Source organism: Castellaniella denitrificans (genome assembly GCF_027214045.1).
Taxonomy (GTDB): Bacteria; Pseudomonadota; Gammaproteobacteria; order Burkholderiales; family Burkholderiaceae_B; genus Castellaniella; species Castellaniella denitrificans_A.
The window spans coordinates 133,746-154,569 of sequence record NZ_JAPWHE010000003.1; the positions used below are offsets into that span (position 1 = coordinate 133,746).

General features: G+C 67.6%; 24 protein-coding genes and 1 tRNA gene. 12 read left to right on the top strand and 13 right to left on the bottom strand.

What is annotated here, in order from left to right; all coding sequences use genetic code 11:
- The first annotated feature begins 73 nt into the window (after window positions 1-73).
- From htpG to O4H32_RS06450, 7 genes are all read left to right on the top strand, one after another.
- Window positions 74-1,978 carry a molecular chaperone HtpG gene (gene htpG / locus O4H32_RS06420; RefSeq protein ID WP_269357718.1) on the top strand — a complete coding sequence of 635 codons (1,905 nt, stop codon included), beginning with the start codon at window positions 74-76 and terminating at the stop codon, window positions 1,976-1,978.
- A gap of 83 nt (window positions 1,979-2,061) precedes the next feature.
- Window positions 2,062-3,180, top strand: a complete 1,119-nt coding sequence (locus tag O4H32_RS06425) for an S-(hydroxymethyl)glutathione dehydrogenase/class III alcohol dehydrogenase (RefSeq protein WP_269357719.1) — start codon at window positions 2,062-2,064, stop codon at window positions 3,178-3,180.
- Window positions 3,167-4,006, top strand: coding sequence for an S-formylglutathione hydrolase (gene fghA, locus O4H32_RS06430; RefSeq protein WP_269357721.1), 840 nt, complete (start codon window positions 3,167-3,169; stop codon window positions 4,004-4,006). Before O4H32_RS06425 ends, fghA begins: the two co-directional genes overlap by 14 nt.
- 107 nt (window positions 4,007-4,113) lie before the next feature.
- Window positions 4,114-4,782: an ankyrin repeat domain-containing protein gene (locus tag O4H32_RS06435; protein ID WP_269357722.1), complete on the top strand. Its 669-nt coding sequence runs from the start codon at window positions 4,114-4,116 to the stop codon at window positions 4,780-4,782.
- Window positions 4,783-4,812: 30 nt separating this feature from the next.
- The gene (locus tag O4H32_RS06440; RefSeq protein ID WP_269357724.1) at window positions 4,813-5,286 is read left to right on the top strand and encodes a nucleoside deaminase; all 474 of its coding nucleotides are present in this window, start codon (window positions 4,813-4,815) and stop codon (window positions 5,284-5,286) included.
- Window positions 5,283-6,482 (top strand): cyanate transporter, encoded by a 1,200-nt coding sequence (locus tag O4H32_RS06445; RefSeq protein ID WP_269357726.1) that lies wholly within the window; start codon window positions 5,283-5,285, stop codon window positions 6,480-6,482. Before O4H32_RS06440 ends, O4H32_RS06445 begins: the two co-directional genes overlap by 4 nt.
- Window positions 6,483-6,544: 62 nt before the next feature.
- Window positions 6,545-7,174, top strand: coding sequence for a Fic/DOC family protein (locus O4H32_RS06450; RefSeq protein ID WP_269357728.1), 630 nt, complete (start codon window positions 6,545-6,547; stop codon window positions 7,172-7,174).
- On the opposite strand, the gene O4H32_RS06455 is transcribed toward O4H32_RS06450, so the two are convergent.
- The 3 genes from O4H32_RS06455 to O4H32_RS06465 form a co-directional block, all read right to left on the bottom strand.
- Window positions 7,143-7,331: a hypothetical protein gene (locus O4H32_RS06455; RefSeq protein ID WP_269357730.1), complete on the bottom strand. Its 189-nt coding sequence runs from the start codon at window positions 7,329-7,331 to the stop codon at window positions 7,143-7,145. The two genes, O4H32_RS06450 and O4H32_RS06455, sit on opposite strands and share 32 nt — an antisense overlap.
- 91 nt (window positions 7,332-7,422) lie before the next feature.
- A complete protein-coding gene (locus tag O4H32_RS06460; protein ID WP_269357731.1) occupies window positions 7,423-8,253 on the bottom strand; it encodes an isocitrate lyase/PEP mutase family protein in 831 nt (276 codons plus the stop codon).
- 128 nt (window positions 8,254-8,381) lie between these two features.
- Window positions 8,382-8,828, bottom strand: a complete 447-nt coding sequence (locus O4H32_RS06465) for a carboxymuconolactone decarboxylase family protein (RefSeq protein WP_269357733.1) — start codon at window positions 8,826-8,828, stop codon at window positions 8,382-8,384.
- Window positions 8,829-8,984: 156 nt separating this feature from the next.
- Between O4H32_RS06465 and pdxR the strand changes: the two genes are divergently transcribed.
- Window positions 8,985-10,403, top strand: a complete 1,419-nt coding sequence (gene pdxR, locus O4H32_RS06470) for a MocR-like pyridoxine biosynthesis transcription factor PdxR (protein ID WP_269357735.1) — start codon at window positions 8,985-8,987, stop codon at window positions 10,401-10,403.
- A 38-nt stretch (window positions 10,404-10,441) separates the two neighbouring features.
- Here pdxR and O4H32_RS06475 read toward each other — a convergent pair whose 3' ends face one another.
- Genes O4H32_RS06475 through O4H32_RS06490 form a run of 4 tightly spaced genes read right to left on the bottom strand, consistent with a single transcriptional unit; the run spans window position 10,442 to window position 12,546 of the window.
- A complete protein-coding gene (locus tag O4H32_RS06475; RefSeq protein WP_269357736.1) occupies window positions 10,442-10,864 on the bottom strand; it encodes a VOC family protein in 423 nt (140 codons plus the stop codon).
- Window positions 10,824-11,453 carry a 1,6-anhydro-N-acetylmuramyl-L-alanine amidase AmpD gene (ampD, locus tag O4H32_RS06480; protein ID WP_269357737.1) on the bottom strand — a complete coding sequence of 210 codons (630 nt, stop codon included), beginning with the start codon at window positions 11,451-11,453 and terminating at the stop codon, window positions 10,824-10,826. Before ampD ends, O4H32_RS06475 begins: the two co-directional genes overlap by 41 nt.
- On the bottom strand, window positions 11,454-11,702 hold the full coding sequence (locus tag O4H32_RS06485) for a PP0621 family protein (protein WP_269357739.1): 249 nt from the start codon (window positions 11,700-11,702) through the stop codon (window positions 11,454-11,456). It lies immediately after the preceding gene.
- Window positions 11,695-12,546 carry a cytochrome C assembly family protein gene (locus O4H32_RS06490; protein ID WP_269357741.1) on the bottom strand — a complete coding sequence of 284 codons (852 nt, stop codon included), beginning with the start codon at window positions 12,544-12,546 and terminating at the stop codon, window positions 11,695-11,697. The genes O4H32_RS06485 and O4H32_RS06490 overlap by 8 nt, the downstream gene beginning before the upstream one ends.
- A 95-nt stretch (window positions 12,547-12,641) precedes the next feature.
- On the opposite strand from O4H32_RS06490, the gene ffh reads away from it, so the two are divergent.
- Window positions 12,642-14,057: a signal recognition particle protein gene (gene ffh, locus O4H32_RS06495; RefSeq protein ID WP_269357743.1), complete on the top strand. Its 1,416-nt coding sequence runs from the start codon at window positions 12,642-12,644 to the stop codon at window positions 14,055-14,057.
- Window positions 14,058-14,068: 11 nt separating this feature from the next.
- On the opposite strand, the gene bfr is transcribed toward ffh, so the two are convergent.
- From bfr to trmB, 4 genes are read right to left on the bottom strand one after another with little or no spacing between them, the layout of a single operon-like run.
- Window positions 14,069-14,533, bottom strand: coding sequence for a bacterioferritin (bfr, locus tag O4H32_RS06500; RefSeq protein ID WP_269357744.1), 465 nt, complete (start codon window positions 14,531-14,533; stop codon window positions 14,069-14,071).
- Between the two features lie 50 nt (window positions 14,534-14,583).
- Window positions 14,584-14,784 (bottom strand): sulfur carrier protein ThiS, encoded by a 201-nt coding sequence (gene thiS / locus O4H32_RS06505; RefSeq protein ID WP_269357920.1) that lies wholly within the window; start codon window positions 14,782-14,784, stop codon window positions 14,584-14,586.
- Between the two features lie 19 nt (window positions 14,785-14,803).
- Window positions 14,804-15,745, bottom strand: a complete 942-nt coding sequence (pip, locus tag O4H32_RS06510; RefSeq protein ID WP_269357921.1) for a prolyl aminopeptidase — start codon at window positions 15,743-15,745, stop codon at window positions 14,804-14,806.
- A complete protein-coding gene (gene trmB, locus O4H32_RS06515; RefSeq protein ID WP_407932621.1) occupies window positions 15,742-16,575 on the bottom strand; it encodes a tRNA (guanosine(46)-N7)-methyltransferase TrmB in 834 nt (277 codons plus the stop codon). The genes pip and trmB overlap by 4 nt, the downstream gene beginning before the upstream one ends.
- A gap of 4 nt (window positions 16,576-16,579) precedes the next feature.
- Between trmB and O4H32_RS06520 the strand changes: the two genes are divergently transcribed.
- Window positions 16,580-16,653: transfer RNA gene (locus O4H32_RS06520), tRNA-Gly, on the top strand.
- Window positions 16,654-16,699: 46 nt separating this feature from the next.
- Here O4H32_RS06520 and O4H32_RS06525 read toward each other — a convergent pair.
- Entirely contained in the window at window positions 16,700-17,524 is an 825-nt protein-coding gene (locus O4H32_RS06525; protein WP_269357746.1) for a dienelactone hydrolase family protein, read from the bottom strand.
- A gap of 96 nt (window positions 17,525-17,620) precedes the next feature.
- Between O4H32_RS06525 and O4H32_RS06530 the strand changes: the two genes are divergently transcribed.
- Both O4H32_RS06530 and O4H32_RS06535 read left to right on the top strand, forming a co-directional pair.
- A complete protein-coding gene (locus O4H32_RS06530) occupies window positions 17,621-18,604 on the top strand; it encodes a GlxA family transcriptional regulator (protein WP_269357747.1) in 984 nt (327 codons plus the stop codon).
- A 65-nt stretch (window positions 18,605-18,669) separates the two neighbouring features.
- The gene (locus O4H32_RS06535; protein WP_269357749.1) at window positions 18,670-19,725 is read left to right on the top strand and encodes a DUF72 domain-containing protein; all 1,056 of its coding nucleotides are present in this window, start codon (window positions 18,670-18,672) and stop codon (window positions 19,723-19,725) included.
- Here O4H32_RS06535 and O4H32_RS06540 read toward each other — a convergent pair.
- A complete protein-coding gene (locus O4H32_RS06540; RefSeq protein WP_269357751.1) occupies window positions 19,722-20,792 on the bottom strand; it encodes a permease in 1,071 nt (356 codons plus the stop codon). The genes O4H32_RS06535 and O4H32_RS06540 overlap by 4 nt on opposite strands.
- Window positions 20,793-20,824: the final 32 nt, after the last annotated feature.

Below are 20,824 nucleotides of genomic sequence, written 5' to 3' on the forward strand. Positions count from 1 at the left end.
CCCCGAGACCGTCCACCGGGCCGTCCGCGGGGCGCCATGCAATCCCGCCAGAACCTTCGAACCCATCCGAATCATGAGCGAAACCGACACCAAGACGGCCGAAACCCTGGGCTTCCAGGCCGAAGTCAAGCAGTTGCTGCACCTGATGATCCATTCCCTGTACAGCAACAAGGAAATCTTCCTGCGCGAACTCGTGTCCAACGCCTCCGACGCCTGCGACAAGCTGCGCTTCGAGGCCATCGACCATCCGGACCTGCTCGAGGGCGATGCCGACCTGCGTATCCGCGTCGAATTCGACAAGGACGCCCGCACCGTCACCATCACCGACAACGGCATCGGTCTGTCGCGCGACGAGGCCATCGCCAACCTGGGCACCATCGCCCGGTCCGGCACGCGCGAGTTCTTTTCCCAACTGACCGGCGACAAGCAGAAAGACGCCCAGTTGATCGGCCAGTTCGGCGTGGGCTTCTATTCGTCCTTCATCGTCGCCGAAAAGGTCGCCGTGCGCAGCCGCCGCGCCGGCCTGCCGGCGTCCGAGGGCGTGCTCTGGGAATCCGACGGCCAGGGCGAATTCTCCGTGTCCGCCATCGACCGCGAGGCGCGCGGCACCTCCGTCACCCTGACCCTGCGCGCCGACGAGGAAGAGTTCCTCTCCAGCTGGAAACTGCGCGAAGTCCTGCGCCGCTATTCCGACCACATCTCCCTGCCCATCCAGATGAAAAAGGAAGAGTGGGACGCGGAAAAATCCGAGCAGGTCGTCAAGGACGAATGGGAAACCGTCAACCAGGCCAACGCCCTGTGGACCCGGTCCAAGTCCGACGTCACCGACGAACAGTACAAAGAGTTCTACAAGCACGTCTCGCATGACTACGAAGACCCGCTGGCCTGGACGCACAACCGCGTCGAGGGCCGCAGCGAATACACCCAGCTGCTGTTCGTGCCCAGGCGCGCGCCTTTCGATCTGTGGGACCGCGACGCCCGCCGGGGCGTGAAGCTGTACGTCAAGCGCGTCTTCATCATGGACGACGCCGACCAGTTGCTGCCGGCCTACCTGCGCTTTGTGCGCGGCGTGGTCGACTCCGCCGACCTGCCGCTGAACGTCTCGCGGGAAATCCTGCAGGAAAGCCGCGACGTGCGCGCCATCCGCGAAGGCTCCGCCAAGCGCATCCTGGGCCTGCTCGAAGACCTGGCCCGCGACAAGCCCGAGGAATACGCCGAATTCTGGACCCAGTTCGGCCAGGTCCTGAAGGAAGGCGTGGGCGAGGATCCCGCCAACAAGGACCGCATTGCCGGCCTGCTGCGCTTCGCGTCCACCCAGGCCGACAGTCCGGCGCAGACCGTGTCCCTGGCCGACTACATCGGCCGCATGAAGGAAGGCCAGGACAAGATCTACTACCTGAGCGCCGACTCCTACGCCGCGGCCGCCCACAGCCCGCACCTGGAAGTCTTCCGCCGCAAGGGCCTGGAAGTCCTGCTGCTGTCCGATCGCGTGGACGAGTGGATGCTGTCCTACCTGCGCGAATTCGACGGCAAGGCCCTGGCCTCGGTCGCCAAGGGTGGCCTGGACCTGGACGCCCTGGCCGACGAGGAAGAAAAGAAGCAGCAGGCCGAGGCCGCCGAGGCCTTCAAGCCGACCCTCGAGCGCCTGAAGACCGCCCTGGGCGAACGCGTCAAGGAAGTCCGCGCCACCGCCCGCTTGGTGGATTCGCCCGCCTGCGTGGTCGTGGACGAGCACGAACTCAGCCCGCATCTGCTGCGCATGCTCAAGGCCGCCGGCCAGGAGGCCCCCGAGGTCAAGCCCATCCTGGAAGTGAACCCGCAGCACGCCCTGGTCAAGCGCCTGGAGGCGCAGCCCGACGAATCGTTCGGCGACTGGGCCGAACTGTTGCTGGACCAGGCCATGCTGGCCGAAGGCGCGGCCCTGAAGGATCCGGCGGCGTTCGTGAAACGGGTGAACGCGCTGCTGCTGGGGAACTGAGCGCGTTTGTCATCCGGCGGGGTTCTGGCCATAATCGGCCTGAACCCCGCCTGCGCCGGGCGGGCGGAATTGGAGATTGACCGATGAAATCCCGCGCCGCCGTGGCCTTCGAGGCCGGCAAACCCCTGCAGATCGTCGAGATCGACGTCGAACCGCCCCGCAAGGGCGAAGTCCTGATCCGGATCACGCACACCGGCGTCTGCCACACCGATGCCTTCACCCTCAGCGGCGACGACCCCGAGGGCGTGTTCCCGGCGGTGCTCGGCCACGAGGGCGCGGGCATCGTCGTTGAGGTCGGCGAGGGCGTCACCAGCATTGCGCCGGGCGATCACGTCATTCCCCTGTACACCGCCGAATGCGGCGAATGCCTGTTCTGCAAGTCGGGCAAGACCAATCTGTGCGTGGCCGTGCGCGCCACCCAGGGCAAGGGCCTGATGCCCGACGGCACCACGCGCTTTTCCTACCAGGGCCAGCCCATCTACCACTACATGGGTTGCTCGACCTTCAGCGAATACACCGTCGTCGCGGAAGTCTCGCTGGCGAAGATCGACCCCGAGGCCAATCCGGAACAGGTCTGTCTGCTGGGGTGCGGCGTGACCACCGGCATCGGCGCCGTGCGCAACACCGCCAAGGTCCAGCCCGGCGACACCGTGGCCGTCTTCGGCCTGGGCGGCATCGGCCTGGCCGTGGTCCAGGGCGCGCGCCAGGCGGGGGCCGGGCGCATCATCGCCGTCGACACCAACCCCGACAAATTCGCGCTGGCCAAGGTCTTCGGCGCCACCGACTGCGTCAATCCCAAGGACCACGCCGAGCCCATCCAGCAAGTCATCGTCGGCATGACCGGCTGGGGCGTGGACCACAGCTTCGAGTGCATCGGCAACGTCAACGTCATGCGCGCCGCGCTGGAATGCGCCCACCGGGGCTGGGGCCAGTCCATCATCATCGGCGTCGCCGGCGCCGGCCAGGAAATCTCCACCCGGCCCTTCCAGCTGGTCACGGGCCGGTCCTGGCGCGGCACCGCCTTCGGCGGGGTCAAGGGCCGTTCCCAGCTGCCCGGCATGGTCCAGGAAGCCATGCGCGGCGAGATCGATCTCGCCCCCTTCGTCACCCACACCATGGGCCTGGACGGCATCAACCATGCCTTCGACCTGATGCACGAAGGCCAATCCATCCGTTCGGTGGTGCGCTATGGAACGCATTGAACAGCACGCCTGTTTCGGCGGCCGCCAGGAAGTCTGGCGGCATGCCTCGGCCGCGCTGGGCTGCGACATGCGCGTCGGCGTCTTCCGGCCCTCGGCCGCCTTGCGCGGCGAATCGTGCCCTGTCCTGTACTGGTTGTCGGGCCTGACCTGTACGGAACAGAACTTCATCACCAAGGCCGGCGCCCAGGCCCATGCCGAACGTCACGGCCTGATCCTGGTCGCGCCCGACACCAGCCCGCGCGGCGAGGGCGTGGCCGACGACCCCGCCTACGACCTGGGCCAGGGCGCGGGTTTCTATCTGAACGCCACCCAGGCGCCCTGGGCGGCCCATTACCGCATGCAGGACTACGTGGCCGAGGAACTGCCCGCGCTGATCGAGCGGCATTTCCCCGCCACGGCCGCGCGGTCCATCGCCGGCCACTCCATGGGCGGGCACGGCGCGCTGGTCACCGCCCTGCGCAACCCCGGGCGCTATCGCAGCGTGTCGGCGTTTTCAGCCGTCGTCGCGCCTTCGCAGGTGTCCTGGGGGCAAAAGGCCTTCGCCGCCTACCTGGGCGAGGATCGCGAGGCCTGGGGACGGTGGGACGCGGTGGCGCTGATCCGCGCGGCCTCGCCCTCGGAACACGTGCCGATGCTGGTGGACCAGGGTCTGGACGACGAGTTCCTGGAGGCGCAATTGCGGCCCGAACTGCTGGAAGCGGCCTGCCTCGATGCCGGTTATCTGTCGACCGTGCGCCGGCACGCCGGCTATGACCACAGCTACTACTTCATCGCCAGTTTCATCGGGGAACACATCGCGTTTCACGCGCGGGCGTTGCGGGAGTAGGGCACGTCATGCGGAATTCCGATGGGTGGGATGCAATAATTTAATTTCCAAATATATTGCGGCGGCACTATTCTGACGTCCATTGAGGAACCGTCTTGGGAGGCCGCATGACCAGACCGTTTGCGATGATGCTCTGCGCATTCGTGCTGTTCGCCAGCGCGCGCTCCGTCTCCGCGGAATCCGCCGGTCAATACCCGCTGCATGCCGCCGCCGCGCGGGACGATGCCGCCGCCATCGACAGGCTCTTGTCCGAGGGGGCGGGACTGGACGGACGCGACGGATCGGGTTCGACCCCCCTGCTGGTGGCGACCCGGGCGAACCGGGTGCGCGCCGCCCGGGCGCTGATCGATGCCGGTGCCGACGTGAATGCCAAGGACCGGATCCAGGACAGCGCCTATCTGTATGCAGGCGCGCGAGGACATCTGGAGATCCTGAAGATGACCCTGGCGCACGGGGCCGACCTCAAGAGCACCAATCGATACGGGGGAACCGCCCTGATCCCCGCCGCCGAACGAGGCCACGTCGAAACGGTGCGCACCCTGATCGCAGCGGGCGTCGAGGTCGATCACGTCAACCGTCTCGGCTGGACCGCACTGCTCGAAGCCATCATCCTGGGCAACGGGGGCGAACGGCACCAGCGGATCGTGGATCTGCTGCTCCAGGCCGGCGCCGATCCCGATCTGGCCGACGGAGAGGGCGTGACACCGCTGCGGCATGCGCGTTCGCGCGGCTACCGCAAGATCGAGGCCGCGCTGCTGGCCGCCGGCGCGCGCTGAGTGTCAGCGGCATTCAAAGGAAATCGTCCAATGGAACAGCAATCGGATTATCTGCGCCAGGCTCTTGAACTGGCCTACGCCCATGCCGAACGGGGCGGGCGCCCCTTCGGCGCCGTGGTGGTCAAGGACGGCAAGATCATCGCCCGGGCGGTCAACGAGATCATCGGCACCAACGACCCCACCGCGCATGCCGAACTGCTCGCGATCCGCGCGGCCAGCCAGCATCTGGGCTCCCCCCGTCTCGACGGCTGCGCGGTCTATGCCAGCGGGCATCCCTGTCCGATGTGCATGGGCGCGATGCGCCTGTCGGGCATCCAGGAGGTCGCCTACGCCTATTCCAACGAGGACGGCGAGCCCTTCGGCATGTCCACCGCCGCCGTCTACGCTGATCTCGCCAAGCCTTTCGACCAGCAGTCGATGAAAATCCGCCATGTCCCGGTCAGGCTCGACGGCAGGCAGGATCTTTATGCGGACTGGCAGGCACGGAGCCTGAACCGGCGATGAGCATGGAGTCGAAGTCCGGGCGCCTCGCCCTGATCGCCACCGTGGCGCTCATCGGGTTCAATCTGCGTCCATTTCTCACCAGCATCGGGCCGCTCGCGGCCGGCATCCAGGACGGCACGGGGCTGAGCCTGCAGGGCATGGCCTTGTTGACGCTGATCCCCATGCTGCTCATGGGCGCCGTGGCGTTCGCCGGCCCGGCCTTGCAGGGCGCGTTCGGCGCGCGCCGGTCGATGATCGGCGCCTTGCTGGTGATCTGCGCCGGCATCGCCCTGCGCCTGCCGGCCTCGACCGGCTGGTCGATGGTCGCCACGGCCGCGATGATCGGCCTGGGCGTGGCGGTCGTCCAGGCCGTGTTTCCGGGCATCGTGAAGCGGGAATTCCCGCGCCACGTGGGGCCCATGATGGGCCTGTATTCCGCCACGCTGATGGGCGGCGGCGCCCTGGGCGCCGTGGCGTCTCCGGTGGTCGCGCATGCGACCGGCAACTGGGCGGCGGGGCTGGCGTGCTTCGCCTTGCCCGCCGGGGCGGCCGTCGTCCTGGCGGGCGTCTTTCTGCCGGGCGACGCGCGTGCGCGCCAGACGGCCAATCTCACGCGCATTCTGCTGTCGCGGCCGCGGACCTGGCTGCTGATGGGCTGCTTCGGTCTCATCAATGGCGGCTATACCTCGGTCGTGGCCTGGCTGGCGCCCGCGTATCAGGCGCATGACTGGGGCGCCGCCGCCAGCGGCAGCCTGCTGGCCGTCCTGTCGGTCAGCCAGGCCGCGACGGCCTTGACCCTGCCCATTCTGGCCAGAAAAACGCCCGACCGGCGGACATGGCTATGGCTGACGCTGGCCCTGCAGGCGGCCGGTTTCGCGGGGCTGGCGTTCATGCCCACCGTGGCGCCTTTCGTCCTGGCGGTCATCCTGGGCGCAGGCCTGGGCGGGTGTTTCGCCCTGATCATGATCGTGGCCTTGGACCACCTGCCCGACCCGGCGCAGGCGGGGGCGCTGTCGGCGCTGATGCAGGGCGGCGGCTTCATCCTGGCGGCGGTTCCGGCATGGCTCGTCGCCGCGCTGCACGACGCCACGGGCGGCTACGCGGCCGGGTGGCTCTGGCACCTGGCCTGCGTCACGATCGTCGCCGGCCTGGTGGTCCGGTTCGCGCCCGCGGGGTATGCGCGCGTGATGCCGGTGCTGGTGGCAGCCAGCGCCTGAAGGCATACTGATACACCCAGCGGCCGCGCCCGGCCGTGATGTTCAACGCATTGATGAGTGATATGGCCGCCGATCGTTATCACGCCACCGGTTCGCAAGTCGAGTACCAGCACGGCTCGAACGAGCAGGTGCTGCGGAATCGGCCAGGCATCACGGATCCGGCCGTCATGGACGAACTCGAGACGAGACTGCTGCTGCGGCTCTATGAACGCGTGATGCGGGAACAGTTTCCCAATCGGCGGCTGGATGTCGCCGACCTGATGGGATGGCATCACCAGTGGCTGGGCAATCTGTACGATTGGGCGGGACGGCCCCGGTCCGTCAATATGAGCAAGGACGGTTTTCATTTCGCCGCCGCCCTGCAGATTCCCCGGCTACTGGACGAGTTCGAGCAGAAATACCTGCATCGCTACACACCGTGCCATGACGTGGACAATGAATCGTTGGCCGATGCCATTGCCGTTTGCCATGTCGAACTGATCCTCATCCATCCGTTCCGAGAAGGCAACGGACGCGTGTCGCGCCTGTTGGCGGACGTGATGGCAGTGCAGGCCGGACATGGCCCGCTGGACTACAGTCGATGGGATGCGGACAAGACCGCGTATTTCACCGCGATCCAGTGCGGCGTGGGCATGGACTACGTGCCCATGCGCGCATTGGTCAGCGTTGCGCTGGCTGGGCGGGGCGGGTGATCGTCGCCAGGGAAACCTGGGGCAGGTGGCTGTCCCCGCCGCGAAGTTTTGCCTCGATGTCGGCGATGCGTTGACCCGTTTCGATGGCCGTGGAACTGGCCACGGCGCGCAGGATGGCCTCCTGGCTGGGGTGCTGATGCATGCGCTGACTGGACATGAAAATGCCTGATTCAAAAGGAATGTTCCATTTTACCGCCTGCGCCCGGGCGAAGCCATCCTGTTGTGGCGCTCATCCCACGCCGCCCGCGTCATGACGGGCGGGGGCCAAGCAGCCGGGCCATGTCCGCGTAGCTGACCGCGTCTTCCCCGAACGTGAACGTGCCGCGTTCCGCCATTTCGCGGCCGGCGCGCAGGAAAGCGCCGAACGCCGCGCGGCCGAGCGCGCTGCCCACGCTGATGCGCTTGACGCCCATGCCGGATAGCTCGTCCAGCGTGAAATTCATCCCGGGCGAGCCCATCAGCACGTTCACCGGGCGGTCCACCGCACTGACCACGGCCTGGATTTCCTCTCGCGTGCGCAGCCCCGGCGCGTAGAGCACGTCGGCGCCCGCCTCCTGGTACGCCTGCAGGCGGCGGATCGTGTCTTTCAGGTCGTCACGCCCATGCAGATGGTTTTCCGCGCGCGCCGTCAGCGTGAAGGGGTAGGGCAGCGCCCGCACCGCCTCGACCGCCGCCGTCACGCGGTCCACCGCCTCGGCCAGATCGAAGATCGGGGCGTCCACCCGGCCCGTGGCGTCTTCGATGGAGGCGCCCACCGCTCCCGCCTGCGCCGTCAGCCTGTAGGTTTCCGCAATGCCCTCCAGCGTGTCGGCATAGCCGCTTTCCATGTCCGCGCTGACGGGCAGGTCCGTGGCCTCGGCCAGCGCTTTCACGTGCGCCAGCATCTGGTCCCGGTCGACCTGGTAGTCGGACAGGCCCCGGGTGTAGGCGTAGCCCGCGCTGGTGGTCGCCAGTGCCTGGAAACCCATGCCCGCCAGCAGTTTCGCCGTGCCGATGTCCCAGGGGTTGGGGATGATGAAGGCGCGGGGGGCGTGGTGGAGAGATTGGAAAAGGTGGGCTTTTTGGGTGGGCATGGGCATGAGGGGCGGATTGGGGGCGGTTTGATGAGTGCCCTGGTGTGAAGAGGGTGTCGGCTTTCAGAGGAAATTTCTTGCGGAATGGTCACACTCGGCCCAGACGCGCGTTCGACATGATTGTCCGGAACGGATCACAATGTGGCGGCGACAGGAAGCCGAAATGGCGCACCCAGCCGGTTGAACGCGTTCATTGCGGCGATCGTGATGGTGAGGTCGACCAGATCTTTGGGCGTGAATTGTGCCGAGGCTGCGGCATACGCTTCGTCCGAGGCATGCGTTTCGCTGACAAGGGTCACCTCCTCCGCCCAGGCCAGCGCGGCGCGCTCCTGGTCAGAGAATAAGTGATGCACCTCGTCCCAGACCGGTACCAACGCGATCTTGTCGATCGACATGATTTTCCTCAGGTCGCGGCTGTGCATGTCGATGCAGTGGGCGCAGCCGTTGATTTGTGAAACGCGAAGGAACACGAGGTGCACGAGTTCCTCGGGAAGGTTCGTCTTCTGCGTGATGTATTGGTGGATACCGAAAAGAGCCTTCGCGCCGTCAGGTGCGATCTCTTGCCAGTTCAATCGGGCCATTTCAATCCTTTACTGTCGTTGATGGTGAGTCGTGTCGCGGTCGGCACGCCCCGGGAGCGCCTATCGACTTCGGCCGCGATCCATGTCATAACGCCACGATACTCCGCCGGATATCGGAGAAACAGGCCCAAAAAATGCCGAAACGACTGACCCAAGATGACTGACCCCAAGACGCCCAATGCGCTTTCCTTCCAGGTGGACCGTGCCGCCATCGCCCCCATAGGCGACCAGATCCATGCGAGCCTGCGACAGGCGATCGTCGAGGGACGGCTTGCGCCAGGGCAGCGTTTGCCTTCCGGCCGAGACCTCGCCGCGCAGCTTGGCGTTGCGCGCGGCACGATTCGTGTGGCCTATGATCGGCTGATTGCCGAGAACCTTGTGTTCGGTGCCGGCCCCGCAGGCACACGCGTATGCACTCGACCACCCGCCCGCCAAGAGGACGACGAGGCGCCCCTCGACGGGCCTTTGGCGGCTTTTACCCGCCCCTATTCGAGCGCCCCGCTGCCGTTCCAGATGGGCGTGCCGGCTGACGACGCGTTTCCCGCCAAGCTCTGGGCCCGCATGCGGGCGCGCGCCGTACGCGCCGATGCCATGACTTACACGGCCTACGCCGACCCGCGCGGCGAACCTGCGCTGCGGACTCAGATCGCGAGCCATCTGGCCATCAGCCGACATATGCAATGCCACCCGGATCAGATCATCGTCACCAGCGGATACCGGCAGGGTCTGATGCTCGCGTTGACGGCACTGCGCCCACACGGGCGCAAGGCGTGGATCGAGGAGCCAGGCTACCCGCTGGGAAGGCGCGCGCTGGAACTGACCGGAGCCGCGCTCGAACCTGTGCCTGTCGATGCCGAGGGGCTGCGCGTAGAAGAGGGCATCGTTCGCGCGCCAGACGCCCTGCTGGCACTGGTGACCCCGGGTCAACACGCACCGCTCGGCGTGACCTTGTCGCCGGCGCGCAGACACGCCCTGCTCGACTGGGCGGTGGCAAGCAAGGCATGGATCATCGAAGACGACTATCTCGGAGAACTACAACTCGACGGTCGGGCGGCACCGGCCCTTGCCGTAGGTAAAGCCGCCGAGCGCGTGATTCACATCGGTTCGTTCAGCAAGACGCTCAGCCCGGCGTTGGGCCTCGGTTTCGTCGTCGCCCCCCGTTTGCTGGCGGAGCGTCTGGTCGAGGTTGCCGCCGTGTTGGCCCCGGCTCCGAACCGGACCACCCAACTCGCTGTCACGGAGTTTTTGGCGGATGGGCACTTCCTGCGTCATCTGCGCCAGATGAAGACGCTCTATGCCGAGCGCCGCAATCTCGCGCTGGCGCATGTCGGCAAGTTTCTGTCGGGCCCACTCACCGCGGGCCTAGGCGTGATTGCCCCGCTTCCACAGAGCGCCGACGACAGCGCCATTGTCGACATTGCCCGCACACACGGCCTGGCGCCCTCCGCCCTCTCCGCCTGGTACCTGCGCCGCACGCATGCGCAGCGAGGCTTGTTACTCAGCGTGACGAACCTGCGGCCCGAAAACATCGATGACGCGTGCGCGAAACTTGCGAGTGTCGTTGCATCTCATTGAGTTGTGGCGCACAGGCGCCCAACATGCCGCACGCCTTCTTACGCTTCAGGTACCAACCCCGGATTCCAGACCACCTCCCACACATGCCCGTCCGGATCCTGGAAATACCCCGCATATCCGCCCCAGAACGTCTCCTGCGCCGGCTTCACGATCACGGCCCCCGCCGCGGCGGCCTGCGCCATCACCGCATCCACTTCGTCGCGCGACGCCACGTTATGGCCCAGGCTGAATGCCGTGGCACTGGCCGGGCCCGGCGGTAACCCGGAATCCTTTGCCAGGCTCTTGCGCGGCCACACCGCCAGCTTCAATCCCGCCTGCAGGTCGAAAAAAGCGACCGCGCCGTTTTCGAATTCTTTTCCGATGATGCCCTCGGTCGCCAGCCCCAGGCCGTCCCGATAGAACCGGACCGAACGGTCCAGGTCATCGACCCCCAGGGTGATGACGGTGATGCGTGGTTTCATGGCTGCGCTCCCCCCGCTCGAATCGTTCCCAGTCAAACGCTTCCCCCGGATCCGTCTTCCGGCCCGGCGCGATATGTTCGTGTCCCCGCACCGCCCGGATCGGGTGCCGGGCGCGGATTGCCGCCGCCAGGGCGTCCAGCCGTTCGTACTGCGCGTCCGTATAGGCCAGCGTGTCCGTGCCTTCCAGTTCGATGCCGATGGAAAAATCGTTGCAGCGCTCGCGCCCTTCGAAGGACGAAACGCCCGCATGCCAGGCGCGCAGCACCGTGGGCACGAATTGCACGATCGTCCCGTCGCGGCGGATCAGGAAATGGGCGGAGACCCGCAGGTCGCGGATGTGCTCGAACCAGGGGTGGGATGCGATGTCCAGGCGGTTCTGGAAAAAATCGATGATGGCCTCGCCCGTGAACACGCCGGGCGGCAGGCTGATGTTGTGGATCACCAGCAGGCAGGGGTCTTCGTCGTCGGGCCGCTGATCGTGATTGGGGGAGGGACGGCGCAGGACTCCGCGGCCCTCGGCCAGCCAGCCATCCGGCCCGATGGACAGGGACCGCTCCGGCGCGGGCGCGGCAGGCGTCCCCGCCGTCATTTATTTCCCCAGGCTCAGCCGGGCGTGTTCCGGGCTGCACCAGGTCTTGCCCTGGCTCTGGTAGGCCTCGGACCGGGGCAGGTAGATGCGGCAGTGGGCGCAGCGCACCATGGTTTCGGAGGCGGCCTTGGCGTCGTCGGCCTGGCGGCGGGCGGCGGCCTGGCGGGCGTTGGCCTTCTGGTGGCTCAGGACGCGGGAAACGAACAGGACGGCCAGGATGATGATCGCCCAGAGCAGGAATTTACCCAAGAGTGCCTCGTTGCAGGATGACTTCCAGGACGAACCGGCTGCCCGTGTAGGACAGCAGCAGGAAGGCGAAGCCGGCCAGCGTCCAGCGCAGGGCGACGCGGCCGCGCCAGCCCTGGATGTGACGGCCCGCCAGCAGCACGCCGAAGGTGGCCCAGGAAAGCAGGGTGAAGACGGTCTTGTGGTCCATGGGCAGGGCGCGGCCGCCCAGGCGCAGGGACACGGCGCTGCCGGTCAGGACGGTCAGCGTCAGCACGCCGAAGCCGATCCAGATCAGGCGGAACAGCAGTTGTTCCAGGGTCAGCAGCGGCGGCATGGCGGTCATGGCGCGGCCGATGGCGCCCTGTTCGCCGGCCGATTCGATGGGACGGTGCAGGTGGCGGTCCAGCACGGTCATCAGCATGGCGTGCAGCGCGGCCACGGTGATCAGGCCGTAGGCCGTCATGGCGATCAGCAGATGCACGCGCAGCCAGTCGTTGCTGGCGTGGGGCACCAGGTAGCCGTGTGGAAACAGGGTGGCCAGCAGACTGACGACGACGGCGGCGGGCAGCAGCAGGAGCAGCAGGCTGTCCAGACGCAACAGGAAGTTCTCGATCCAGAAGACGATCATGCCCAGCCACATGGCGGTGGACAGGGCCAGCGCCCAGCTCAGGTGCAGACCGCTGGGGACGATGACGGCGGCGGCCAGGCCGACGCCGTGCAGGGCGATGGCGCCCAGCAGGCAACTGCGGCCGATGGTGCCGGTGGGGCGGACGTCGCTGGCTTGCGCGATGGGCCGCCACAGGGCGATGCCCAGCACGGCGTAGGCCAGCGCGGCGAGCAAGTGAAATACAATGCTGACTGACATAGTCCTATCGGTGTCCGGCGCGCAAGGCCGCGCCCCCAAAAGCATCCATTTTATGCGCTGGCCGACGGATCAACCAGTTTTACGGATACGGCATCATGCTCGATAACCTGACATCCCGCCTGTCGCGCGTCGTCAAGACCATGCGCGGCGAGGCCCGCCTGACCGAGGCCAACACCCAGGAGATGCTGCGCGAGGTCCGCATGGCGCTGCTGGAGGCCGACGTGGCGCTGCCGGTGGTGCGCGATTTCGTGGCGCGGGTCAAGGAATCCGCCCTGGGGCAGGAAGTCGCCGGCAGCCTGAACCCGGGCCAGGCGCTGGTCGGGGTGGTGCATAAAGAACTGACCGCCCTGATGGGCGGCGACCTGGGCGCCGAGGCGGGCGAACTGTCCCTGGCGACGCAGCCCCCGGCCGTGATCCTGATGGCCGGCCTGCAGGGCGCGGGCAAGACCACCACCACCGGCAAGCTGGCGAAATGGCTGTCCGAGGGCAATCACGTCCAGCACGGCCGCAAGACCGGCCGTAAAAAGGTGCTGGTGGTCAGCGCCGACGTCTACCGCCCGGCCGCCATCGATCAGTTGAAGACCGTGGCCGCCCAGGTGGGGGTCGATTTCCTGCCGACCGAGCCCACGCAAAAGCCCCAGGACATCGCCCGCGACGCCCTGGACCATGCCCGGCGCCACCACTACGACGTGCTGATCGTCGACACGGCGGGCCGCCTGGGCATCGACCAGGCCATGATGGACGAGATCCGCGCGCTGCACCAGTTGCTCTCGCCGATCGAAACCCTGTTCGTGGTGGACGCCATGCAGGGCCAGGACGCGGTCAACGTGGCGCGCGCGTTCTCGGACGCGTTGCCGCTGACCGGCGTGGTGATGACCAAGCTGGACGGCGACGCGCGCGGCGGCGCCGCGCTGTCGGTGCGCCAGATCACCGGCAAGCCGCTGAAATTCGTCGGCGTGTCCGAAAAGCTCGACGGGCTGGAGTCCTTCCACCCCGAACGCATGGCCCAGCGCATCCTGGGCATGGGCGACATCGTGTCGCTGGTCGAGCAGGCCCAGAAGAACATCGACATCGCCGAGGCGCAGAAACTCGCCGCGCGCATGAAGTCCGGCGAACGCTTCGATCTGAACGATTTTCGCGACCAGTTGCAACAGGTGAAGAAACTGGGCGACATGGGTTCGCTGCTGGAAAAGCTGCCGGCGCAGTTCGCCCAGGCCGCGTCCCAGGTCCAGGGCGGTCAGGCGGAAAAGCAGATGGCCCGCACGGAAGGCATCCTGAATTCCATGACGCCGCTGGAACGCGCCAGGCCCGAACTCATCAAGGCCTCGCGCAAGCGTCGCATCGCCACGGGCTCGGGCGTCCCGGTGCAAGAGGTCAACCGCCTGCTCAAGCAATTCGAGCAGATGCAGGGCATGATGAAGCAGATGAAAAAAGGCGGCATGGCGAAGATGATGCGCGCCATGGGCGGGATGAAGGGCCTGGGCGGATTCGGCCGGGGCGGCTTTCGCTGATCCTCGCCGGATCAGGTCTGCGACTGCAGGTAGTTCCGCAGGCCGATCTTCTCGATCAGGCCCAGCTGCTTTTCCAGCCAGTAGGCGTGGTCGGCCTCGGTGTCCTGCAATTGCTTCAGCAGCAGGTCGCGGGTGACGTAGTCGCCGTGGGCCTCGCAGAGCGAAATGCCCTCGCGCAGGGATGCGCGCACTTCGTATTCCAGTTCCAGATCGGCGCGCAGCATGCCGGGCACATCCGTTCCCGCCGTGAAGGCGTCGGGGCGCATGTCGGGCTCGGCTTCGAGCATCAGCAGGCGTTGCAGCAGCGCGTCGGCGTGCTGGGTTTCCTCTTGCATTTCATGATCGCTGCGGGCGTGCAGTTTGCTCAGGCCCATGTCCTGATAGCGGCGCGAGTGCAGGAAATACTGGTCGCGCGCGGCCAGTTCGCTGCGCAGTTGCCGGGTGAGGTAGGCGATGACTTCGGGGTGACCTTGCATGGGGGGCTTTTATCGATGCGATGACGGGTGAAAGTATGCCACGTCTGCAATCAGCCGCCCCCCACCGCCACCACGATCTCGATCCGGTCGCCATCGGCCAGCGGGGCCTGGGCGTGCTGGCTGCGGGGCACGATGTCGCCGTTGCGTTCCACGGCGATGCGTTTGCCTTCGTAGCCCAGGTGGACCACCAGGTCGTGGACGGTGCGCACGTCGTCCAGGGCGGTGTCAGTGCCGTTCAGCAGGATGTTCAGGCTCATGGCGTCGGTCTCCTCAATCGCCCGCGTAGCGGTCGGTGGCGGCCAGCAATTGCGTCAGAATGCCGGGTTCGTCGAAGGCGTGGCCGGCGTCCGGGATCATGTGGAATTCCGCCTGGGGCCAGGCGCGGTGCAGGTCCCAGGCCGATCTGGCCGGCGTGCAGGCATCGTAGCGGCCCTGGATGATCACGCCCGGGATGCGGGCCAGCTTGTGCGCGTCGCGCAGCAACTGGCCTTCTTCCATGAAGCCCCGGTTCACGAAATAATGATTTTCGATGCGGGCGAAGGCCAGCGCCGCCTGGTCGGCGGCGTGCGCCTGGTGATGCGCCGGATTGGGCAGCAGGGTGATGGTGTGACTTTCCCATTGGGTCCAGGCGTGCGCGGCCCGCAGTTGCGCCTGGGGGTCGTCGCCCGTCAGGCGGCGGCGGTAGGCGGCCATCAGGTCGTCGCGCTCGGCCTCGGGGATCGGGGCCAGGTAGTTTTCCCACAGGTCGGGGAACAGCCAGGACGCGCCTTCCTGGTAGAACCAGCGCAGTTCCGCCTGGCGCAACAGGAAGATGCCGCGCACGATCAGGGCGCTCACCCGTTCCGGGTGGGTCTCGGCGTAGGCCAGCGCCAGGGTCGAGCCCCAGGAACCGCCGAACACCACCATCCGGTCGGCGTGCAGGACTTCGGTGCGCAGGCGCTCGATGTCGGCGATCAGATCCCAGGTGGTGTTGTGCTCGATCTCGGCCGACGGTGTGGACCGGCCGCAGCCGCGCTGATCGAACAGCAGGATGTTGTAGCGTTCGGGGTCGAACAGGCGGCGGTGGGTGGGCGAGCAGCCCGCGCCCGGGCCGCCGTGCAGGAACACCACCGGCCGCCCCTGGGGGTTGCCGCACAGCTCCCAGTAGACGCGGTGGCCGTGGCCGGCGTCCATGAAGCCTTGCGCGTAGGGCTCGATCTCGGGATACATCAGGGGGTCTCCGGTGCGGGCGCGGCGTCCGCCATGGGGCGCCGCGTGAAGATCAGGTCCCAGACTCCGTGGCCCAGCCGCAGGCCGCGGTTCTCGAACTTGGTCAGCGGGCGGTAGTCGGGGCGCGGCGCGTAGTCCGCGCAGGTGTTTTGCAGTGACGGCGCCGCCGACAGGACTTCCAGCATCTGCTGGGCGTAGTGTTCCCAGTCCGTGGCGCAGTGCAGATAGGCGCCCGGCGCCATGCGGCCGGCGAGCAGTTCGATGAACGCGGGCTGGATCAGGCGGCGCTTGTGGTGGCGTTTTTTCGGCCAGGGGTCGGGGAAGTAGATGTGCACGCCGGCGAGCGAGCCCGGCGCGATCATGTCACGCAGCACCTCGACGGCGTCGTGCTGGATGATGCGGATGTTGTCCAGCCCGTTGTCGTGGATGCGCTTGAGCAGCGCGCCCACGCCGGCGTTGAAGACCTCGACCCCCAGGAAATTGTCGCCGGGACGGGCCTGGGCGATCTTCTGGGTGGTCTCGCCCATGCCGAAGCCGATCTCCAGGATCACGGGCGCCGTCCGGCCGAAGGCCGCCGACAGGTCGATGGGCGTGTCCTGGTAGCGGATCGACCAGCGCGGCAGCCATTCGGCGATCGCCTGCTCCTGGCTGGGGGTGATGTGGGCGCGGCGGTGGACGAAGCTGCGGATGTGCGTGCTGCCCGACGGAGTCTGGGCCGTCACGACGGGCGGGGGGGATTTGGATGGGTTCAAAATGCTGTTAAAATGCCGGGCTGCAAGGGATTTGGTGAGTCTTGATTTTACCAATGAATCCCTGCTGTCATCGATCTCCATCGATGCGGGTGTAGTTCAATGGTAGAACGGCGGCTTCCCAAGCCTCAAGCGTGGGTTCGATTCCCATCACCCGCTCCATTCCGGCTTTCCATGCCGTTGGCTCAACGGCTCGTGACGACGGCATCTAGCCTTTCAACAGACGCTGCGCGAAGAAGCCCAGAATCTCGTCGCGCGCCGCCACGGTCGGCTGGCCCGGTTCGTCGATCAGATGCGCCGTCACCACGCTGTGCGGACTGGCCACCACTTGTGCGAAGAAGGATGGCGTCACCGTGTTGGCCGCGTCGTCGGGCAGCACCCGTGCCACGAAACGGTCACCCAGCGCCTGCGCGAAGGCGGCGAAGCGTTCGGCTCGGCAGTGGCGATCGCCCTCGAAGCGGTAGGCCCGCACCGTCAGCGCCTCGCGCTGCATGCGCTCGCCCACGGCCGCCAGTTCCTCGGGGTCGATGTTCATCGCCGCCGGCTTGTCCATCGGCAGCGAGGGCTGGCACATCACCGGCGCCAGCATCGCGGGCTCCAGCATCATCGACAGCGCGAAATTGCCGGTGAAACACATGCCGATCGCGCCCACGCCCGGCCCGCCGCATTCGGAATGCGCCTGCCGCGCCAACGCGCGCAGCCATTGCGTGACCGGGTGCGACTCGTTGGCAGCGAAGGCGCGGAACTCGGCACTGACGCAGGCGCGTCTGAAAACCGCCACGCCTTCCTCCACACCTGGCACAGCGCCGTCGCGCCCGAAGAGCGAGGGCATGTAGACAGTGAAGCCGGCATCGCGCACCCAGCGGGCGAAGCGCGCCACGTGCGGGCTGATGCCGGGCATCTCGGCCATCACGATTACCGCCGGGCCGCTGCCGGCCACGTGCACCCGCTTTTCCACGCAGTCGAGCGTGATGCGGCGGGGCGTGAAATCGTCCAGCGAGTCATCTTGGTCCAGCCTGCGGTCGGTCGTCATGGGGTGTCCTTTTTTTGGGCGGAGAAACTGGTATTGGAGCCTTGGCGCATGCAGAATGGCAGTGTCTGTTTTGTCTTTTTCAAGGCTTTATCCGACATGCACGATTTCACCGTCCTGGCGCTGGACGACGCCTACGCCAGCAGCCTTGCCGTCACACTCGACATCCTGAACGCCGCCCGGGTTATCGCGCCGCGCCTCGGCCTGCCTGCGCCGCGCTGGCGGCTGTGCTCGGCCGAAGGCGGCATGGTGCGGTTGCAGGGCGGCATGCAAGTCGAGGCGGCGCGGCTGCCCGCTCGCGTACGCGATGACCGCTCCACCTGGGTGCTGCCCGGCCTGGGCCTGAACACCGCCGCCGCCGTCACCCAGCGGCTGGCCCGCCCCGACACCGCAGCGCTGGCGCGGCGCATCGCGCGCCATGTGCAGGGCGGCGGGCGCGTCGCCGCATCGTGCTCCTCGGTGTTTCTGCTGCAGGCGGCCGGACTGCTGGAGGGGCGCCGCGCCACCACCTCGTGGTGGCATGCGCCGCTGCTGCAGCGCCTCGCGCCTGGCTGCGTGGTCGATGCGGACCGCATGGTCTGCGCCGACGGCCCGATCATCACCGCCGGTGCCGCTTTCGCGCAGACCGACCTGATGCTGCACCTGCTGCGTGGCCAAGGCGTCGGCGCGCTGTCCGATGCGGTCTCCCGCGTGTTATTGATCGACGGCCGTCAGGCGCAGTCGCCCTACATCGTGGCCGAGGTGCTGGCCAATGGCGACAGCCTGGTCACGCAGCTCGTCGCGCGCATCGAGGCCGCGTTGCCGGCGCCTCCCAGCGTGGCTGCGCTGGCTCAGGCCTTTTGCATGTCGGAGCGCACCCTGTCGCGTCGCATCCGCCGGGCCACCGGCAAGAGCACGCTGGCGCTGGTGCAGAGCGTGCGCCTACGGCGAGCCCGTGTGCTGCTCGAAGGCAGTCGCATGACGGTGGACCAAGTGGCCGAGGCGGTAGGCTACCAGGACGCCACCGCGCTGCGGCGGCTGATGAAGAAGGTTGCCGGCGCCAACCCCAGCCGCTACCGTGTCTCGACGATGGCTGCGGCATAGGATGTGCCGACGCCTGCGCGGCGGTGAGGTACGCTGTCGCCTGTCACACTGACGATGAGACAAGCATGCAAGGCGATCTTTTCGGAGCGGCTGTTTCCTTGCCGCCGGACGGACTGCCGGCGGATGCGGCGTCTTCCGCGACCCCGCCGTCCTCCGCGCCGCGGCGCCCGTCCAGGGTGCGTCCCGCGCCCGTTGCGCAAGACTGGCATGCGCTGGCCCGGCGACTGCCGGCACCGCTGCGTTTCGGGGTCTCGACCTGGTCCTACCCAGGCTGGGACGGCCTGGTCTGGGACGGCGAGTACAGTCCGGGCGTGCTGTCCAGGCACGGCCTGGGCGCTTATCACCGGCATCCGCTGCTGCGCACGGTATGCGTGGACCGTGCCTTCTGGCGTCCGCTGACGGCGGGCCAGTATGCCGCTTACGCGGGCCAGGTCGATGACGATTTCCGTTTCGTCGTCAAATGTCCGGCCCTCGTCACCGACGCCCAGGTGCGCGGCGAAACGGGCAAGGCGCTCAAGCCCAATCCGGACTTCCTCGACCCGCGCCTGGCCGTCGAACACTTCGTGCGGCCGGCGTCCACGGGGCTGGGCGACCGGCTCGGCGTGCTCGTCTTCCAGTTGAGTCCGTTGCCCCTGGGCTGGCTTGGACGCCCCGCGCCGCTGCTGGACAGGCTGGGGCTGATGCTGGCCGCCGTCCGGCAGGCCCTGGCCGGGCATCCCGCCGTGATCGTCGCCGTGGAAGTCCGTGATCCGGAACTGCTGGGCCCGGCGCTGGCCGACACGCTCAAGGCGCATGGCGCCACGTTCTGTCTGGGTCTGCATGGCAAGATGCCGCCGATCGGGGCGCAACTGCCGATGCTGCGCGCGCTGTGGCCGGGCCCGCTGGTCTGCCGCTGGAGCCTGAACCGCGTGTTTGGCGCGTACGGCTATGCCGACGCGCAGAAAAAGCATGCGCCGTTCGACACCCTCGTCAGCGAGGACCCCCACACCCGCGCCGAACTGGCGCGCGCCATTCGCGGCATCACGGGCGCGGGCCAGCCGGCCTATGTGACCGTCAGCAACGATGCCGAGGGTTGCGCGCCGCTGTCCATCCAGAAGCTCGCCCAGGCCGTACTGCTCTAAACACCGGACCCCAGCGCGATCGCCAGGCCGCCGGCGAGCACACCCATCCCCGCGACGCCCAGTGCCAGGACGGCCAGTTCGGCGCGCCGGAACGACCGGCTGACCATGGCCAGCGACGGCAGGCTGACCGGCGGCAGGGTCACCAGCAGCGCGGCCGCCGGTCCCACGCCCACGCCCAGCGCCAGCAGGGCCTGGACGATGGGCACTTCGCCGGCGGTCGGAATGACGAACAGCGTGCCCACGAGAGCTGCGCCCACGACCCACATCAGGCTGTTGTCGATGCTGAAGTCCAGCACGGGAAACAGCCAGGCGCGGGCCGCGCCCAGCAGCAGCACGAGAATCAGGTATTCGGGCAGCAGCCGCAGCGCCATGCCGGCGAAGACCCGCGCCCAGCGCCGCAGGACCTGGCCCGGCAGGAAGAACGCGGGATCGGTTCCGGCGGCAGCCGCGTCGGTGTCGTTGGCGGGCGTGCTGTCCGTCTTGTCCATGCGGTTCAGCGCCCAGCCCAGGCCCAGCACCATGGCCAGGCCCAGTGCGAGACGCAGCCCAGCCCAGTGCCAGCCCAGGACGAAGCCCATGAAGACCAGGGTGGCCGGGTTGAGCATGGTGTTGCCCAGCCAGTAGGCGGCCGTGTTGCCCGGCGCGGCGCGGCAGTGGCGCAGCCCGGTGATCACGGGGGCGGCGCAACAGGTGCACATCATGCTGGGGATGGACAGCAGGCCGCCCGTCACGACGCCGCTGGCGCCGGGACGACCCAGCCAGCGTTCGATCCAGCGGGGCGGCAGCAGGGTCTGGATGGCGGAGCCCAGCAGCAGCCCCAGCAGCAGGGCCTTCCAGATGGCCAGTCCGTAGGCCTTGGCGTAGTCGAGCGCGGCGTGCAGCGAGGGCGCGGGCGGCGCGGCCTGGCCGCCCGTCAGGATGGAGGCGCCGATGGAATGGGTCTGTGCGGCCGTGAAGGCGCGGTCGTAGTACGGCGACCATTTCACGTAGAACAGGCCCGCCAGGGCGATCAGTGCCACCAGGGCGATGCCCCAGGCGGGGTGGCGGGCGGGGCGGGACGGGCTCAACGCGGCCTCCGTGCGGAGACAGGGCGGACGAG